This is a genomic window from Paraburkholderia edwinii, from assembly GCF_019428685.1.
GTDB classification, from domain to species: domain Bacteria; phylum Pseudomonadota; class Gammaproteobacteria; order Burkholderiales; family Burkholderiaceae; genus Paraburkholderia; species Paraburkholderia edwinii.
Genome location: NZ_CP080095.1, coordinates 4,478,426 through 4,494,084, shown reverse-complemented (window position 1 = coordinate 4,494,084; position 15,659 = coordinate 4,478,426). Strand labels below are relative to the sequence as shown.

The 15,659-nt window shown below is 63.3% G+C and carries 14 protein-coding genes; 3 read left to right on the top strand and 11 right to left on the bottom strand.

The annotated features are described in order from the left end of the window. Positions 1–160: 160 nt before the first annotated feature. The 6 genes from KZJ38_RS19965 to kynB form a co-directional block, all read right to left on the bottom strand. Positions 161–1,141, bottom strand: a complete 981-nt coding sequence (locus KZJ38_RS19965) for a sugar-binding transcriptional regulator (RefSeq protein ID WP_219797880.1) — start codon at positions 1,139–1,141, stop codon at positions 161–163. 51 nt (positions 1,142–1,192) lie between these two features. Continuing rightward, the gene (gene xylB / locus KZJ38_RS19960; RefSeq protein ID WP_219797879.1) at positions 1,193–2,680 is read right to left on the bottom strand and encodes a xylulokinase; all 1,488 of its coding nucleotides are present in this window, start codon (positions 2,678–2,680) and stop codon (positions 1,193–1,195) included. 156 nt (positions 2,681–2,836) lie between these two features. After that, on the bottom strand, positions 2,837–4,246 hold the full coding sequence (gene dalD, locus KZJ38_RS19955) for a D-arabinitol 4-dehydrogenase (RefSeq protein WP_219797878.1): 1,410 nt from the start codon (positions 4,244–4,246) through the stop codon (positions 2,837–2,839). Between the two features lie 289 nt (positions 4,247–4,535). Continuing rightward, positions 4,536–5,555, bottom strand: a complete 1,020-nt coding sequence (kynA, locus tag KZJ38_RS19950; RefSeq protein WP_425518264.1) for a tryptophan 2,3-dioxygenase — start codon at positions 5,553–5,555, stop codon at positions 4,536–4,538. A gap of 58 nt (positions 5,556–5,613) precedes the next feature. Next, positions 5,614–6,864 carry a kynureninase gene (gene kynU, locus KZJ38_RS19945; protein WP_219797877.1) on the bottom strand — a complete coding sequence of 417 codons (1,251 nt, stop codon included), beginning with the start codon at positions 6,862–6,864 and terminating at the stop codon, positions 5,614–5,616. A gap of 48 nt (positions 6,865–6,912) precedes the next feature. Then, positions 6,913–7,611 (bottom strand): arylformamidase, encoded by a 699-nt coding sequence (gene kynB, locus KZJ38_RS19940; protein ID WP_219797876.1) that lies wholly within the window; start codon positions 7,609–7,611, stop codon positions 6,913–6,915. A 106-nt stretch (positions 7,612–7,717) separates the two neighbouring features. Between kynB and KZJ38_RS19935 the strand changes: the two genes are divergently transcribed. Next, entirely contained in the window at positions 7,718–8,209 is a 492-nt protein-coding gene (locus tag KZJ38_RS19935; protein WP_219797875.1) for an Lrp/AsnC family transcriptional regulator, read from the top strand. Positions 8,210–8,283: 74 nt separating this feature from the next. Here KZJ38_RS19935 and KZJ38_RS19930 read toward each other — a convergent pair whose 3' ends face one another. Beyond that, positions 8,284–8,793 carry a flavin reductase family protein gene (locus KZJ38_RS19930; protein ID WP_219797874.1) on the bottom strand — a complete coding sequence of 170 codons (510 nt, stop codon included), beginning with the start codon at positions 8,791–8,793 and terminating at the stop codon, positions 8,284–8,286. Positions 8,794–9,028: 235 nt separating this feature from the next. Here KZJ38_RS19930 and msrA point away from each other — a divergent pair, with 235 nt between their 5' ends. Continuing rightward, positions 9,029–9,583, top strand: a complete 555-nt coding sequence (gene msrA / locus KZJ38_RS19925; RefSeq protein WP_219797873.1) for a peptide-methionine (S)-S-oxide reductase MsrA — start codon at positions 9,029–9,031, stop codon at positions 9,581–9,583. A 169-nt stretch (positions 9,584–9,752) separates the two neighbouring features. Here msrA and KZJ38_RS19920 read toward each other — a convergent pair whose 3' ends face one another. The 3 genes from KZJ38_RS19920 to pdxH all read right to left on the bottom strand — a co-directional run bounded on the left by KZJ38_RS19920 (position 9,753) and on the right by pdxH (position 13,335). Further along, positions 9,753–11,096, bottom strand: coding sequence for a DUF72 domain-containing protein (locus KZJ38_RS19920; protein WP_425518372.1), 1,344 nt, complete (start codon positions 11,094–11,096; stop codon positions 9,753–9,755). A 185-nt stretch (positions 11,097–11,281) separates the two neighbouring features. Continuing rightward, positions 11,282–12,496 carry an SAM-dependent methyltransferase gene (locus tag KZJ38_RS19915; protein ID WP_219797872.1) on the bottom strand — a complete coding sequence of 405 codons (1,215 nt, stop codon included), beginning with the start codon at positions 12,494–12,496 and terminating at the stop codon, positions 11,282–11,284. A gap of 200 nt (positions 12,497–12,696) precedes the next feature. Next, the gene (gene pdxH / locus KZJ38_RS19910) at positions 12,697–13,335 is read right to left on the bottom strand and encodes a pyridoxamine 5'-phosphate oxidase (RefSeq protein ID WP_219797871.1); all 639 of its coding nucleotides are present in this window, start codon (positions 13,333–13,335) and stop codon (positions 12,697–12,699) included. Positions 13,336–13,642: 307 nt separating this feature from the next. Here pdxH and tcdA point away from each other — a divergent pair, with 307 nt between their 5' ends. Further along, a complete protein-coding gene (tcdA, locus tag KZJ38_RS19905; protein ID WP_219797870.1) occupies positions 13,643–14,503 on the top strand; it encodes a tRNA cyclic N6-threonylcarbamoyladenosine(37) synthase TcdA in 861 nt (286 codons plus the stop codon). A gap of 125 nt (positions 14,504–14,628) precedes the next feature. On the opposite strand, the gene trxA is transcribed toward tcdA, so the two are convergent. Beyond that, entirely contained in the window at positions 14,629–15,477 is an 849-nt protein-coding gene (trxA, locus tag KZJ38_RS19900) for a thioredoxin (RefSeq protein ID WP_219797869.1), read from the bottom strand. Positions 15,478–15,659 lie beyond the last annotated feature (182 nt).

Sequence of the window (15,659 nt, the reverse complement as noted above, 5' to 3'; positions counted from 1 at the left end):
AGTCAGCGTTTGAAGCTACCTAACAAGAGGGCATCGGTGACACAGGTGATACGAAAGAAGCGATAGCGCTGCGAAGACGCGGCGACGTAATGAGAAACACTGTGCGATGGTGAGGTCGCGTAGCGCAGCTCGCCGCAACTAAAACGGCGAATCGGCAGAATTAACGCGCGGTCTCTTTGACGCCGGCATCGGCGGCTTCTTCAAGCGCCGCGCGCGCGCAAAGCTCGTCGGTCACGAGCCCTGACAGCCAGCCGCCCTTGAGCGCGGCAATCACAGCGGTGCGCTTGCGTTCGCCGCAGGCGAAGCCGATGGTCGGCCGCTTCGGCGGGGAAACCGGGCGAATACTGGTTACACGCCGTTCGGTCGGCGACTCGATGCGTGCGCCGTCAGCCGAAATCGGCAAGCCGTGCAGTTCGGCGACGGCACCGACCTGCATCAATTCCGCGACTTCATCGGACGTGATAAATCCGTCTTCGTGCAGCGGACACTGCGGCCCGATATTGCCGATGCCGACGAACGCGACATCAGCTTCGCCCGAAAGCGATTCGACAATGCGATAGAGCCGGTGATTGCACCACTGCGCGCGTTCGGCCTCGCTATCGGCAATCAACGGCGCCGGCAACAGAAAGTACTTGCCGCCGGTCTTCTCCGAGATGTGAAGCGCGACGTCATAACGGTTCGACGATCCGTCATGCGCGATCGCGCCGACCATCGATACAAGCCGATGTTGCGGTCGCTCGAGCTGCCCGACCTGATCGACGACGGCCTTCAGCGTGCGCCCGCTGCTCACTGCAACCACCATCGGCTTTTCTTCGCCGAGGAACCGCTCCATGACCTGCGCGCCCGCGACCGCGAGCTTGCGGTCGATTTCTTCCTGCGTATCGTTATCGACGGGCACGACTTCGCACATCGACAGCCCGTAGCGTTTAGATAGCTCGTCAGCGAGCGCGAGGCACTCGGCCAGCTGATGATCGACGCGCACGCGAATCAGGTTTTTCTCGACCGCGAACGCAACGAGCCGCTGCGCGACGGGGCGCGACACCTGCAACTTCTCGGCAATCTCGTTCTGCGTGTTGCCTGCCACGTAGTAGAGCCAGGCAGCACGCGTCGCGAGATCGAGTTTTTCGCTGGACTTGGGCACGGTGATTGGATGACGTGAGGCTTCTGCCTGGCAAGCGGTTCGACGTGACCGTTACGCCTTCGAATCGCTTGTCGCTGTTTCCGCGAACAGCGGCTTCAGTTGCCGATACAGCGCGCGGTAATGCTCGAGGCGCCGACGCAGCACCGCATGCCGCCGCGGATTCGGCGTGAATTCGATTTCGACGGGCGGCTTCGTCAGCACCTGCGCGGGGTCGCCGCCGGCCGCGAGCCAGCCGAGGCGAGCGGCGCCCAATGCAGCGCCCGTTTCGCCGCCGCCATGCTTGCGCGTATTCGTATTGAGCGCGTCCGCGAGCAGTTGCCCCCAGTAATTGCTGCGCGCGCCGCCGCCGAGCAGCGACAATGCGTTCGCTTCGGTGCCGGCCGCCTTCAATGCATCGAGCCCGTCGGTCAACGCGAGCGTCACGCCTTCGAGCACCGCATAACCGAGCAGCGCGCGATCGGTCGCGTGCGTCATGCCGAAGAACACGCCTTGCGCGTACGGGTCGTTATGCGGCGTGCGCTCGCCCGACAGATACGGCAGGAAGATCGGCGCATGCGTGAGCGCCTCTTCAGGCAGCGCTTCGATTTCGGGCAGCAGCGTCGTCTCGTTCGTGCCGGTCAGCTTGCAGACCCAGCGCAGGCAGCTTGCCGCCGACAGTACGACGCTCATCTGATGCCAGCGGTTTGGAATCGCGTGACAGAACGCGTGCACCGCGGACTCGGGATTCGGCCGGAAGCTGTCGCCGATCACGCACAGCACGCCCGACGTGCCGAGCGAAACGAAACCGTCGCCCGGTTGCGTCGCGCCGATGCCGATCGCGCTTGTCGCATTGTCGCCGCCGCCCGCCGCCACGACGACCGGTTCGCGCAAGCCGAACTCGCGCGCCAGCTCGGGCTTCAGCATGCCCGACGGCGCGCTGCCTTCCGCGAGACCCGGCATGTTCGCGCGCGACAGATTGCACGCGGCGAGCAGCGAATCGGACCAGTCGCGCTTCGCGACATCGAGCCACAAGGTGCCGGCCGCATCCGACGGATCGGACACCTTGCCGCCCGTCAGTTGCAGACGCAAGTAGTCTTTCGGCAGCAGCACGCAGGCGGTCTGTTTGAAAATGTCGGGCTCGTGCCGCGCGACCCACAGCAGCTTCGGCGCGGTGAAGCCTGGCATCGCGAGATTGCCGGCCACACGATGCAGTTCGGGCGCGCGCTCGGTCAGCTCCGCGCATTCTTCGACGCTGCGCATGTCGTTCCACAGAATCGCCGGACGCAGCACGCGGTCCTGCGCATCGAGCAACACGGCGCCGTGCATCTGGCCCGACAGGCCGATGCCGCGAATCTGCGCGAATTCGTCGGGGTGCTTGTCGCGCAATGCGAACAAGGCGGCACGCGTACCTTCCCACCAGTCGATCGGGTTCTGCTCGGACCAGCGCGGATGCGGTCGCGATACGGTAAACGGTGAGCCCGCTGTGCCGATCACGCGTCCATCGGACGCGAGCAGCAGGACTTTTACTTCGGACGTGCCGAGATCGATGCCGAGATACATGTGCGCGGTACCTTCGTCGATAAAGATGCGCTACTTTAGCCGCATGCGGCGGGCGATGCCATGCGCGTTAGACCTTAAACGCGTTTTTGATGAAGCTTGGGACCATGGACCGCAGGAATTCTGATTTGCGTGCAACTTGCGTCCCAACTTGTGCACTCAAGCACGCTTGTCGAGCCACTCGTCGACGCGCGCAAGTGCCGCGCGCACCGCATCCTCAAGCTGCGGCGTCTGCGCCATGCGGCCCCACAGCAGCCGGTCCGCGCAATACGCCTTGACCGGATCCGCCGCCGCGAAGAAACCGCGCGCGACCTTTTCGTCCATCACGCCGTCCTGATAGGTGTACGGCAGCTTGCCCTGCTGCCAGCGGTCGAGAAAGCGGAAGAACAGTGCAGGCAGCATCGCGGTCGCAGCCGGCGTCTTGCCGCGCGCGAAGGTTTCGGAAAGCGTCGGCGCGATAAAGCCCGGGATCTTCGAAAAGCCGTCGGCCGCGACACGCTGGTTCGTGTCCTGGATAAAGGGATTGCTGAAGCGCTCGAGCACGACGTCGCGATAGCGGCCCAGGTCGATCGGGCTTGGCGTGAGACACGGAATCACGTCTTGCGTCACGTAGTCGTACGCGAACTGCTGGATCTCGCGGTCGATCGTGCCTTCGTGGATATAGCGCAAGCCGACCAGCGTGCCGGCCCATGCGATGCAGCTATGCGTCGCGTTCAGAATGCGGATTTTCGCTTCTTCATAAGGCACTACCGAGTCGACCAGTTCCGCGCCGACTTTTTCCCATGCGGGGCGCCCCGCGCGAAACTGATCTTCGATCACCCACTGGATAAACGATTCGCCCATCACCGGGCATGCGTCGTCGATGCCGGTCGCGGCGCGCACACGCTCGCGCACATCGGGCGTCGGCCGTGGCGTGATGCGATCGACCATCGAACTCGGGCTCGCGGTGTTCGCATCGAACCACGCGCGCAACGCGGTCGCGTTGCGCCGGTCGAGAAACGCGGTCATGCCTGCGTGAAAGCGATGCCCGTTGCTGCGCAGGTTGTCGCAGGTCTGCAGCGTGACCGGGCCGGCGTCGCGCTGCATGCGCGCTTCGAGAATCGCGGCGAGCGCGCCGTAGATCGTGGTGCGCGCGCCGTTCAGATCCGCCGTGAGGTCGGGGTTCGCCGTATCGAGGTGGTCGTGCTCGTCGAGGTAATAGCCGCCTTCGGTGACGGTGAACGAGATGATCTTGCAGGCCGGATCGGCGCCCGCATCGATCAGCGCTTTCAGATCGGCGGACCACGGCAGCACGCGGGTGATCGAGTGGACCGCCTCGTACGCGCGCTCGCCTTGCGGCGTGACGGTCTCGAGCGTGTAGACGCCGTTTTGCGCGGCCAGCGCGTCCATCACGGCATTCATGTCGTTGCGGATATTGCCGACGGAAAGCGACCAGTGCGGCTCGCCTTCGACGCGCGCTTCGTTGAGCCGGTGCAGATACCACGCCTGATGCGCGCGATGAAACGAGCCTGCGCCGATATGCAGGATGACGTGCGCATTCGCGCCGCTGCCGCTCGGGACGCTGTTCATGATGTGTCTCCTAAGTCTTTTCCGCGCGTGGCCGTGGTGAGTGCGGCCCGCGTCGATTTCGTGCTGTCGGTGTTGCCGGTGCCGTCAGGCTGGTCAGTGCGCGATGAGCAGTGCGTCACGTGGCGCGTGGAGCTTGGGCGCGGACGTGGAGCATTTGCTCAGTTTGTGAACTTATGATCGTATTCGCTGCGACGAAAGTCAAGGCGGCGCGACGAGGTTTTCGTGCGGCGGTGCGGCATGAAAGCGGAGGTGGGGAAGGGACGTGGAGATGCGTGGAAAGCGCGGACGGCTATAGCACCGTGCGCACGTGCCACAGTTCGGGAAACAGCACGACGTCGAGCATCTTGCGCAGATACGGCACACCCGGCGTTCCGCCGGTGCCCTGCTTGAAGCCGATGATCCGCTCGACGGTCGTTACATGCCGGAAGCGCCACTGGCGAAACTCGTCTTCGAGGTCGACCAGCTCTTCGGCCATTTCGTACAGCTCCCAATGCTTCGATGGATTGCGATAGACCTCGAGCCACGCGGCCTCGACGCTCGCGTCGTATTCGGTCGGCTTCGTCCAGTCGCGTTCCAGTCTTTCCGGCGCAATTGCGAGGCCGCGCCGTGCGAGCAGACGCACCACTTCGTCGTAGAACGATGGCTTTTCGAGCAAGCCGCGAATCGCGTTCATGGCCTCGGGCCGTTGCGCATGCAGCGCCACCATTTCCGCATGCTTGTTGCCGAGCAGAAACTCGAGCTCGCGATACTGAAACGACTGAAATCCCGACGAACTGCCGAGGTACGGCCGCATCGACGTGTATTCGGACGGAGTGAGCGTCGCGAGCACGTCCCACGCCTGCACCAGCTGCTCGAAGATCCGCGACACGCGCGCGAGCATCTTGAACGCGCGCGGCAACTCGTCGCGATGCACGGCGGCGAGCGCGCCGCGCAGTTCGTAGAGCGCGAGCTTGAGCCATAGCTCGCTCGTCTGATGCTGGATGATGAACAGCATCTCGTTGGGATCGGGCGACAGCGGATGCTGCGCGGACAGCAGCGTGTCGAGCGACAGGTAGTCGGCATAGGTCATCGACTTCGATGGGCCGCTGGCTTCGCCCGCGTGCTGGCCGGTGCGGTTGGCGCTGTGGTTGCCGGTGTGGTTGTCGTTATCACTGCCGTCGCCCGCGGCCATGTGAGGCGCGTGTGGACTGTGCTGCGGATGTGAACTGTGCGGCGCGTGCGGCCCGTGCGATCCAGGCGTGCCGTCGCGCGCGGCGCCCGGGCCGTGCGGGCGTTCGTCGTCCTGCAGCTTCATCGGGTCGGTGGTCATCGTGCGCTCCTTGTCCGCTGCTTTATCCGCTGCTTCGTTCGTCCGTTGGCTTGTCCGCTCAGGTCACCGCCGCGCGCTGCGCGAATTCCGCGGCTCGCCAGGTTTCGTTCGCGAGTACGTCGCGCAGCGTCTCGACCGCGTCCCATACATCGACGTAGCGCGTGTAAAGCGGCGTCAAGCCGAAGCGCAGCACGTGCGGCTCGCGATAGTCGCCGATCACGCCGCGCGCAATCAGCGCCTGCATCACTTCGTAGCCGTTCGGATGCGCGAAGCTCACCTGCGAGCCGCGCCGCGCATGCTCGCGCGGCGTGATGAGGCGCAACGGAAACGCGTCGCAACGCGCTTCGACAAGTTCGATAAAGAGATCGGTCAATGCCAGCGATTTCTTGCGAATCGAGGGCATATCGGTTTGCAGGAACACGTCGAGTCCGCATTCGACGAGCGCCATCGAGACGATCGGCTGCGTGCCGCTCAGAAAGCGCCCGATGCCGTCTTCGGGTTCGAAGACCGGATTCATCGCGAACGGCGCGCGGTGTCCCCACCAGCCGGACAGCGGCTGCGTGAATGCATTCTGATGGCGGTGCGGCACCCAGACGAACGCGGGCGAACCGGGGCCGCCGTTCAGATACTTGTACGTGCAACCGACTGCGCAGTCGGCGCCGACGCCATTCAGATCGAGCGGCACCGCACCCGCCGAATGCGCGAGGTCCCACAGTGCGAGCGCGCCTTTCTGATGAATCAGCTGCGTGAGTGCGGCCATATCGTGCATATAGCCGCTGCGGTAGTTGACCTGCGTCAGCATCGCGACCGCCGTGTCCGGCTGCAATGCGGCCGGCAGTTCCGACGGATCGTCGATGAAACGCAGTTCATACGCGCCGTCGAACTGCGCAACGAGGCCCTGCGCAATATACAGATCGTTCGGAAAATCGCCGCGCTCCGCGACGATCACGCGCCGTTTCGGATCGCGCTGCCTCTGGAAACGCAAGGCCGCCGACAGCAGCTTGAACAGATTCACCGAAATCGAATCGGTGACGACAATTTCGTTGTGCGCGGCACCGACGAGCGGCGCGAGCTTGTTGCCGAGGCGCTTCGCGAGCGCGAACCAGCCGGCCGTGTTCCAGCTACGCACGAGGCCTTCGCCCCATTCGGCCGCGATTACGACCTGCGCGCGCTGCGCTGCGGCCGCGGGCGGCACGCCGAGCGAATTGCCGTTCAGATAGATCGTGTCGGGCGCAAGCGCGAACTGCGCGCGCAGCGGCGCGAGCGGGTCGGCTTCGTCGAGGGCCACGGCTTCGTCTCGGGTATTCATTGTGGTTTCCGTCAATCAGGGGCGGTCGCAACGCCGGCAACCGGTTCGTTAGTCTTGCTGGCTCGGGCTAGGGCTCGGGCTCGACGCGCCGTCCAGTGCACGCAGCACCGCGCGCACCGGGCTCGCATCGAGCGTCGTCAGCTTGAGCGGCAACGCGATCAGCTCGTAGTCGCCGGCTTCGACCTCGTCGAGCACGATGCCTTCGAGAATGGCCATGCCGTGTGCGCGCACGCGCAAGTGCGCGTCCATCGTTTTGGAGTCTTGCGGATCGAGCGAGGGCGTGTCGATGCCGATTAATCGCACGCCGCGCGCGGCGAGCAGGTCGATCGTTGCCGGTGCAACCGCGCAGAACGCCCTATCCCATTCACGTAGCGGTGCATGCGCATAAGTGCGCAGCAACACGCGGGCCGGGACGGCGTCGAGCGCCGCCTTAACGTGGTCGGGCGTGACGAGCGGTGCCGCGCCGATGCAATGAATCACGCGACACGGGCCGAGGTAGACATCGAGCGGCACTTCGCCGATCGCCGCGCCGTCGGCGTCGTAGTGGAGCGGCGCGTCGGTATGCGCGCCGGTGTGCGGCGACAGGGTCAGGCGTGCGACATTGACGGGCGAGCCGGCCTCCATGCGCCAGACCCGTTCGATACCCACCGGCGTGTCGCCGGGCCAGACGGGCGTGGCTGCATCGACAGCGGGTGTGATGTCCCACAACGCACGCTTCTTCCGATCGCCTTTCGCTTTCGTATCCATGATCTCGATGATAGGCCGGCTGGCACGAAATAGGGTTGCGAAAAAAACTCGTTATTTCCGCTTGTTTGGAACATAATTTGGCGAGGACGGGAAAGGGAGACCGAAAATGAACGCGATCTCGCTCGACGCCACCGATTGCCGTATCTTGACGGTGCTTCAGCACGAAGGACGAATCAGCAATCTCGATCTGGCGGAGCGGATATCGCTGTCGCCGTCTGCCTGTTTGCGGCGTTTGCGCCTGCTCGAAGAACAGGGTGTCATCGAACGCTACCGCGCGTGTCTCAATCGCGAAGTGCTGGGCTTCGAACTCGAAGCTTTCGTTCAGGTATCGATGCGCAACGAACAGGAAAACTGGCACGAGCGTTTCGCGGAAGCCGTGCGCGAATGGCCCGAAGTGATCGGCGCCTTCGTCGTGACGGGCGAGACGCACTATCTGCTGCACGTGCTCGCGCATCACCTCAAACACTATTCGGATTTCGTGCTCACGCGCCTGTACAAGGCGCCGGGCGTGCTCGACATCCGCTCGAATATCGTGTTGCAGACGCTCAAGGAAGATTCCGGCGTGCCGGTTAGCCTTGTGCCAGGCGTGAAGGCCTAGCGCGAACCACGAATCTCAAACCGCGCCCCGCGAATCTCGAACCGCCAACTTCGAGCCGTTGCGCGCTACAGCGGCTAGAGCCCCTTGAGCGTATGGAATTCGCCGTTCTGGAACACGAGCGGCCCCGCCTGCTGCGCGTCGTCGCGCACGCCGCAGCGCTCCACCTCGCCGACGAAAATCACGTGGTCGCCTTCTTCATACCGGCTGCGGTTATGGCACTCGAACCACGCGAGCGCGCCGTCGAGCACCGGCATGCCGCTGTCGCCGGCCGCATGCGAGACCCCCTCGAACCGGTCGCCCTTTAGCGTCGCGAAGCGCTTGCACAAATCGAGTTGCGATGCGGCGAGCACATTGACGACATAATGGCTATTCGTCCGGAATACCGGCATCGACGCGGAGCGCGTCGCGAGACTCCACAACACGAGCGGCGGCGACAACGACACGGAATTGAACGAACTGGCGGTGATGCCGATGAGCTCGCCGGTCGGCGCGCGCGTCGTGACGACGGTGACGCCGGTGGCGAATTCGCCTAGCGCGCTGCGGAACGCGGCGGCGTCGAAATTGGGCGGCACGGCGCGTTTCATCGGTTCGGGAACTCCCGCGGTGTTTGCGCCTTGTGAGCGATGCGGACCGCGCGAATGGCAAAAACTGGATTGAAGGTCATGTAGATTTTCGGCGAATTGACCCAATTTTAGCGGAATCGCGCGGCCATCCCGCCAAGGCCCTACGGTTGCGTAGCAAGCTGCGTGCGGCGATTCGCCTATGTGGAACAGTTGGTGCATGAGTCGCAAGACAGAACTCGATCAAGGAGCGAGCAGCATGAGTCAGTCAGTCGAAACCGCCACGCTAGGCGGCGGATGTTTCTGGTGTCTCGAAGCGGTGTATCTCGACGTCGACGGCGTCGTATCGGTGGAGTCCGGTTACGCGGGCGGCCACGTCGATCATCCGTCATACGAACAGGTGTGCGATGGCGTGACGGGCCACGCGGAAGTCGTGAAGGTCGAGTTCGACCCGTCGAAAATCAGCTATCGCGAAGTGCTCGATATCTTCTTTGCGATTCACGATCCGACGCAGCTGAACCGGCAGGGTAACGATGTCGGTACGCAATACCGGTCGGTGATTTTTACGCACTCCGATGCGCAACGCGACACCGCATTGCAGGCGATTCGCCAGATCGGCTCGGAAGGTATTTACGACGGGCAGATCGTCACGCAGGTGTTGCCGCTCGACGGTAATTACTGGTCGGCCGAAGCCTATCATCAGAATTATTTCGCACAGCATCCGAATCAGGGCTATTGCTCGTTTGTCGTCGCGCCGAAGGTCGCGAAGTTCCGGCAGAAGTTCGCGCATCGGATCAAGAGCAGCCGCGTATAAAGAGAGCGAGGGAGCGGGCGCACGCCGGATTGGTGTGCGTGCGTGCCGCGTTATCACCCGCGCGTATCTCAACGCCCGTCTCGCTGGAGGCTTCGGCGCAGTTTTTCCGGCCGCTTTTCTTGCGGCTTTTCCCGCGGCCTTTACTGCTGCTTTTCCCGCAGTTTTTCGATCACACGCCGGCAGCCGCCGGCGTAGCGCGTTCTTCGCGCAGCCTCACACACGCGGCTGCAATTTCCCGCGCAAGCTCGACGCAACTGAGCGGCGCGGAACCCTCCGCCTTGTTGTTCACTGCAATCAGCACCGGCTGGCCCGCAATCGCATAGCGCGCCGCGAGCTCGGCGAGCGCTGTGCGCGTCGCCGGATCTTCGTCGACGAGCTTGTCGAAGGGATCGTATTTGGCCTTCGCCTGTTCGTACTTGAAGCCGCTGTGCAAGCTCCAGCGCACGATCAGCGGGCCGGCCGGCACGTCATCGAGCAGCGCGAGCGCGGCCGCCTGCCGCAGCGTGTCCGGCATGCGCGCGTGCAGGCCGACGCAATAGCGGACGCCGGCCGCTTTCAGCATGCGGATAAAACGCGGTGTGAGCACGCATGCGTCGCGGATCTCGACTGCATAGCAGCTGCCTTCGGGCAGCGTGGGCAATGCGGCAAAAAACGCGGCAAGCCGCTCGATCAATTCGGCCGGCTGCGCAAGCATGGCGTCCGGCAGCGGCGAAAACTGGAATACGAGCGCACCAGCCTTCGCGCCGAGACCATCGATGCACGGCCGCACGAATTCATCGGTGGCGAGCTGCGCATTCAGAAAACACGGGTTCGGCGAAACGGGCTCGCCGCGTTCGGCACGCACGGTCGCGTCGGTGACGAGCGCGGGCGCTTTCACGATAAAACGGAAGTGCTCGGGTACCTGCTGTGCATAGCGCAGGTATTCGGCGAGCGTCAGCGGCGTATAAAACGAACGGTCGATGCTGACCGTGCGCAACAGCGGATGCGCGCCGTACGCGGTCAGGCCGTCGCGCGACAGCTTGCTGTTGCTGTAGTCGTCGCCATAGACGATGCCGCGCCAGCCCGGAAACGACCAGGTCGATGTGCCGAGGTGGACTTGAGGCGGAAGCCCGGCGGCGATGGCGATTGCATCGGTATTGGGTTCGGCGGCGAGCACGCCTTTGGAGCGGGGTTTTTTGGGCTCGGCAGAAGTGGATTTGCCGGAGGCCTTCGCGCGGGTGGCCTGGCTCGCGGTTTCGGATTCCGCGAGCGGCGCTTCGACCTCGTCTTCCCAAAACGACGCTACGGAGTGCTCGCTTGATTTGACTGCGCGACGAGAAGCGGCTGCGCGCAGCGACGACGCGTTCGCATCCGACTCGCCGCCCGCTGATTCGTCGGATTGGGCCGGGCGAGCGGAGGTCACGGCACGCGAGCGCGAATCCTCAGTTGACTCGCCGCGCGTCGACGCCGATGACGATGCTGCCACCGCCGAAGCGTTTCCAGTCGCATCGTCTGCTGCTGCGCCTCCGAACATATCGAGCTGTCCGGCTGGCACGTTGTCGTCGCGTATGCCGCGTTCTTCCATCGATTCCTTTTTGCTCTTATGCAAGCGCCGGATCGCGTCTTCGACGCGTCCGGCGCATGCAATGCTTCATAGCGGGTGCTTCACAGCGGGTTAGATCAGGTCGCCTGGACCCGCGTCACGCTCGCAAAGCCGCCTCAAAGCGGCGTGTCATACATATACCGGCGCGACCACGGCAAGGTCTTCGCACTGCGTCCCGCACGCCGGCACACCACCTGGTAGAGCGATACATCGTCGTGCTCGAACGCATACGAGCAGCCCGCGAGATACACGCGCCAGATACGGAATTTCTCGTCGTCGACGAGCTTCTTCGCCTCGGCGGCCTTCGCCTCGAAGTTCTCGGTCCAGATATCGAGCGTGCGCGCGTAGTGGCGGCGCAGGCTTTCGATATCGATCGCCTCGATGCCGCCGCGCTGCATCGATTCGAGCACGAGGCCGATATGCGGCAGTTCGCCGTCCGGGAACACATAACGGTCGATAAACTCGCCGCCGCCCAGCGACGTCTCGCCGCTGTCCGCATCGCTCGACGTGATGCCGTGATTCATCGCGACACCATCTTCGACGAGCAGGTCGTGAATCTTCCTGAAGTAGCCAGGCAGATTCTTGCGCCCGACGTGCTCGAACATGCCGACGCTCGTGATGCGATCGAACTGGCCCGTCACGTCGCGATAGTCCTGCAGGCGAATCTCGATCTTGTCCGAGAGGCCCGCCGCCTTCACGCGCTCCGTCGCGAGATCGAACTGGTTCTGCGACAGTGTGACGCCCACACACTGCGCGCCGAACTTCTGCGCCGCGCGCATCACGAGCGCGCCCCAGCCACAGCCGATATCGAGCAGGCGCTGGCCCGGCTGCACCTGGATCTTGCGCAGAATGTGATCGATCTTCTTCAGCTGGGCGGTGCCGATATCTTCGTCGCCGTTCTCGAAGTACGCACACGAGTACACCATGTTCTCGTCGAGCCACAGTTTGTAGAACTCGTTCGATACGTCGTAGTGGTACTGAATCGCCTTTTTATCTGACGACTTCGTATGATTGAAGTAGCGCGTCACGCGCGCGAGCTTGCTCGTGTTCGTGACCGTGCTGCGCGCAAGCGAGTAGCCGATATTGATCACGTCCGAAAGCTTGCCCTCGATGTCGATCTTGCCCTTCACGTAGGCTTCGCCGAGATTGTCGAGGCTCGGGTCGAGCAGAAGCGGCATCGCCGACGCCGTATTCACCTTCAATGTGACCTGCGGCTCGGCGAAGTTGCCGAAGTCGTGCTTCTGACCGTCCCATAGCACCAGACGGGCCGGAATATTCGATTTCGTCCGGACCTCGTCAACCCACTGCGCCAGCTTCTTTTCCCAGAACATGCGATCTCTCCGTATCCTATGAATCAAAGCAAAGCCTGCCGAATCGGCTAGCGCCTGCGGGATGCCGTGCTTAGCGCGGCGGTGAGCGCGATATGGCTGGCGTATGCGGCCGCTTGCAATCGGTTGCAATCGCTGGGCAGCCGCGCCCTCTTGCCGGTATTGCCGGTCTTACTATGTACAGCTTGAGATCAGGGTCGCATTCATGGCGATAAGCGGGCGATCCGCCAGGCGCCGCTGCCGTCGCGCGTGTAGCGCATCCGGTCGTGCAGCCGTGAAGGCCGGCCTTGCCAGAATTCGATCGTGTCGGGTACCACGCGATAACCGCCCCAGTGCGGCGGTCGCGGCGGATGTTCGCCGTATTGCGCGATGATTTCGCGCTCGCGCGCCTCGAGCGCGGCTCGGCTTTCAATTTCCTGACTTTGTGCCGATGCCCATGCGCCGATTCGCGATTCGAGCGGCCGCGATGCGTAGTACGCATCGCTTTCCGCGGCGCTCGTCATTTCGACGAAGCCTTCGATGCGCACCTGGCGCTCGAGCTCGATCCAGTGAAATAGCAGGCTTGCGCGCGGGTTACCCGCGATCTCGCGGCCTTTGCGGCTTTCATAATTGGTGAAGAAGACGAAGCCGCGCGGGTCGACGCCTTTGATCAGAACGATACGTGCCGACGGATGGCCGCGTGAGTCGACGGTGGCGAGCGTCATCGCATTGGGCTCGGGCAACTGGGCCTTGATCGCTTGAGCAAACCACTTTTCGAACTGACGGATCGGGTCGCGATCCAGATCGGCTTCGTCCAGCGAGCCGAGTGAATAGTTTTTTCGAAGTTCAGCAAGTGAGCTCATGTTGTTATGCAAGCGCTACAGTAGGGCCAGTATAGCGAAGGACGCATTTTCTTGTACTCAACCGGGTCAATAAGTCTCTTTACTGTGGGGAAGAAATGGCCCGCGCAGCGGAGCGTTCGCGAACGCGTGTCCTGCCAATGCGATACGACCGGCCATGGTGCTCGGCCGCGGCGTTTGCGACGACCCACGCCATGCCTGAAAGTAACTGCTGAAATAGCCTTTTGCCTGATCAGGCAAAATAGGGGCTTCGTGTGTTCCAGTCTCCGCGTCTATCAGACGCAGCAGTTTGTCCAATATCAAGCCGATCATGTCAGCCCCTCACGTCAGCGTGCCTATCGATGTTACTACCAGCCACACCGGTGTTGAAGCCGACCGCGCGCGGCGCTTCGGCGGGGTTGCGCGGCTCTACGGCGCGCCGGCGCTGGCCGCATTCGAGCGTGCGCATGTCGCTGTGATCGGCATTGGCGGCGTCGGCTCGTGGGCGGTCGAAGCGCTCGCGCGCAGCGCGATCGGCACGCTGACGCTGATCGATCTCGACAACGTCGCCGAAAGCAATACGAACCGGCAGATCCATGCGCTCGACGGCAACTACGGTAAGCCGAAGGTCGATGCGATGGCCGAGCGCATTGCACTGATCGATCCGCAGTGCGACGTGCGCGTGATCGAAGACTTTATCGAGCCCGACAATTTCGACAAGGTGCTCGGCGGCGGCTTCGATTATGTGATCGACGCGATCGACAGCGTGCGGACCAAAACCGCGCTGATCGCATGGTGCGTCGAGCATGGGCAACCGCTCATCACGGTCGGCGGCGCGGGTGGGCAGCTCGACCCGACGCGCATTCGCATCGACGATCTCGCGCAGACCATTCAGGACCCGCTGCTATCGAAGGTGCGCGCGCAACTGCGCAAGCATCACGGTTTCCCGCGCGGGCCGAAGGCGAAGTTCAAGGTCAGCGCCGTCTATTCGGATGAACCGCTGATCTATCCGGAAGCGGCCGTTTGCGATATCGACGAAGAAGCCGAGCATGTCGCGACGTCGCCGGGGCACGCGGGGCCGGTTGGGCTCAACTGCGCGGGGTTTGGTTCGAGCGTTTGCGTGACCGCGAGCTTTGGGCTCGCGGCCGTATCGTATGTGCTGCGCGCGATCGCGCAGCGGGTTGGGGTTTGACCGGCGCGGCGTGAACTGCGGCTTGAGGCTTGCCGCAGTTCGACGCTTGAGGCTTGAGGCTTGAGGCAGTTCGATGCTTCAGAGTCGCCGCAGTTCGAAGGCAGTTTGAGCTTACGCGGCGCCGCTTAAAACAGCGAGGCGCTCAGCTTGCGCCGCCATTTCGCGACGAGCTCGGGATTGTGCGCCGCGAGATCGAACACCGACAGCATGGTCTTGCGCCCGATATCGTCGCGAAAACCTCGATCGCGTTTGACGATCTCCAGCAACTGTTCCAGCGCCCCTTCATATTTGTGGCGCGCGATAAACGCGCTGGCGAGATCGAAGCGCGCATCGAGATCTTCCGGGTGCTCGGCCACTTTCGTTTCAAGCGCATCGGTCGGCGGCAGGTCGGCGGCGGCGTCGAGCGCATCGAGGCGTGTCTTGATCGCGTTGAAGCGTGCGTCGATGCCCTGCGTCGTTTTCGGCGACAGCAGGTCGATTTGCTGCTTCGCCTCGTCGACCCGGCTGTCCGCGAGCAGCAGCTCGATCAGGTCCATGCGCGCGTCTTCGAAGCCCGGATCGAACGCCAGCGCTTCTTTAAGGAAATCGTAAGCTACGTCGCGCTGGCCTTCCGCGACGGCCGCCGCGGCCGCCGCACGCGCGGCTTCCGCGCCGTTCGGCACGAGCCGGTCGAGAAACGCGCGCAACTGGCCTTCAGGCAGCACGCCGATAAACTGATCGACCGGCTGGCCGTCCGCGAACGCCACGACGTGCGGGATGCTGCGCACCTGGAAGTGCGCGGCGAGCTCCTGGTTCTCGTCGACGTTGACCTTCACGAGCTTCCATTTGCCGTCGTATTCGGCCTCGAGACGCTCGAGCATCGGGCTCAGGCTCTTGCAAGGCCCGCACCATGGCGCCCAGAAGTCGACCAGCACCGGCGCGAGCGTCGAGCCGGCGATTACGTCTTTTTCGAAAGTGGCCAGAGTGGTGTCCATCGCATCCTCGTCGTCAAACTGTTCAGCGGATTGGTTGAGGGCATTAATTGCGGGCAAAAAGCGCCCGTTCAATATCGTATGACGAGCAAGCGGCTTGCCGTGCCCGGTTCGGCGACGCGGTCAGCGCGGCCAGCTTGCGCTTATCTGTGCACTCATCTGTGTGCTTACTTGTGCGCGTCTTT

Excerpts from the sequence above, each read along its gene's own strand:
- xylB (WP_219797879.1), bottom strand. The coding sequence starts at position 2,680 with ATGTATCTCGGCATCGATCTCGGCACGTCCGAAGTAAAAGTCCTGCTG.
- dalD (WP_219797878.1), bottom strand. The coding sequence starts at position 4,246 with ATGAACAGCGTCCCGAGCGGCAGCGGCGCGAATGCGCACGTCATCCTG.
- kynA (WP_425518264.1), bottom strand. The coding sequence starts at position 5,555 with ATGACCACCGACCCGATGAAGCTGCAGGACGACGAACGCCCGCACGGC.
- kynU (WP_219797877.1), bottom strand. The coding sequence starts at position 6,864 with ATGAATACCCGAGACGAAGCCGTGGCCCTCGACGAAGCCGACCCGCTC.
- kynB (WP_219797876.1), bottom strand. The coding sequence starts at position 7,611 with ATGGATACGAAAGCGAAAGGCGATCGGAAGAAGCGTGCGTTGTGGGAC.
- KZJ38_RS19935 (WP_219797875.1), top strand. The coding sequence starts at position 7,718 with ATGAACGCGATCTCGCTCGACGCCACCGATTGCCGTATCTTGACGGTG.
- KZJ38_RS19930 (WP_219797874.1), bottom strand. The coding sequence starts at position 8,793 with ATGAAACGCGCCGTGCCGCCCAATTTCGACGCCGCCGCGTTCCGCAGC.
- msrA (WP_219797873.1), top strand. The coding sequence starts at position 9,029 with ATGAGTCAGTCAGTCGAAACCGCCACGCTAGGCGGCGGATGTTTCTGG.
- KZJ38_RS19920 (WP_425518372.1), bottom strand. The coding sequence starts at position 11,096 with ATGTTCGGAGGCGCAGCAGCAGACGATGCGACTGGAAACGCTTCGGCG.
- KZJ38_RS19915 (WP_219797872.1), bottom strand. The coding sequence starts at position 12,496 with ATGTTCTGGGAAAAGAAGCTGGCGCAGTGGGTTGACGAGGTCCGGACG.
- pdxH (WP_219797871.1), bottom strand. The coding sequence starts at position 13,335 with ATGAGCTCACTTGCTGAACTTCGAAAAAACTATTCACTCGGCTCGCTG.
- tcdA (WP_219797870.1), top strand. The coding sequence starts at position 13,643 with ATGTCAGCCCCTCACGTCAGCGTGCCTATCGATGTTACTACCAGCCAC.
- trxA (WP_219797869.1), bottom strand. The coding sequence starts at position 15,477 with ATGGACACCACTCTGGCCACTTTCGAAAAAGACGTAATCGCCGGCTCG.